The organism is Carnobacterium sp., from assembly GCF_032094055.1.
In the GTDB taxonomy this organism is placed as follows: Bacteria; Bacillota; Bacilli; order Lactobacillales; family Carnobacteriaceae; genus Carnobacterium_A.
Map to the genome: position 1 here is coordinate 5,100 of NZ_DAMDAK010000029.1, position 1,083 is coordinate 6,182.

At 39.1% G+C, this 1,083-nt stretch carries 1 protein-coding gene; it reads right to left on the reverse strand.

The features are described from left to right. On the reverse strand, positions 1-1,083 hold a 1,083-nt coding region (locus RT405_RS06150), incomplete at both ends, for a DEAD/DEAH box helicase (RefSeq protein WP_313468450.1).

Genomic DNA, 1,083 nt, shown 5'->3' on the forward strand with positions numbered 1-1,083 from the left:
ACAAATTACATAGGCTTGTGAACCTACTTGTAATTGTCGTTCTATGAATTCTAAGGTTCCCTCAAAATTCTTAGGTCTCGTCCATATCGTTTCAATAGGAATACGTCCAGCAGGCAGTTCATCAATAACGGAAACATCCATTTCACCATAAGTTGTGATGGCTAATGTCCTGGGTATAGGCGTTGCGGTCATGAATAAAACATCAGGTTCTTTGCCTTTGCTGCGTAACGTTTTTCTTTGATTTACCCCAAAACGATGTTGCTCGTCTGTAATCACTAATCCTAGATTTGCAAAATGAACATCTTCTTGAATCAACGCATGAGTACCAATGATAACATCTAACTGCCCAGTAGCCAATTCTTCTAAAATCATACGCCGCTCTTTTGCTTTGGTTGAACCTGTCAATAAGGCTATTCGAACTTCTAAAGGATCAAATAATTGGCTTAAACTTTCCATATGTTGTTCAGCTAGAATCTCAGTTGGAATCATCAATGCCGATTGGTACCCTGCATTGGCAGCAGCAAATAATGCAATAGCCGCTACAATTGTTTTTCCACTGCCCACATCTCCTTGTAATAATCGGTGCATATGCCTTGCTTCTTTTAAATCATTACAAATTTCATTAACGACTCTTTTTTGGGCCATAGTTAATTCAAAAGGTAGTGTTTTTATAAAGCGGCGTAAATCTGCTACATCGTACTTAATTTGCGTACCGTGTCCGCTTGCTGTTTGTTTTTTTCGTAAACTTTGTAATTTAAGCTGATACAATAAAAACTCTTCAAAAATGACTTCTCTTCTAGCTTGTCTCGTTTGTTCTTCTGTTGCAGGAAAATGCATTCCATAAATTGCGGCTTGGTGAGAAACCAGTCGGTACTTCTTTCTTAAAAAATCCGGCAGCGTTTCCGGTATCAGCTCGTGGTATTCTTGATACGCTTTTGTGACCAAATCGAACAGTGTTTTTTGTTTGATCCCTTTATTTGTACGGTAAATAGATTCGAAATCCCCACCATCTTGATCTGCAGAAGCTGTCCCGAGTATCTTGATTCCCGTCAGACTTTTTCGCTTGGCATCCCATTTCCCAAA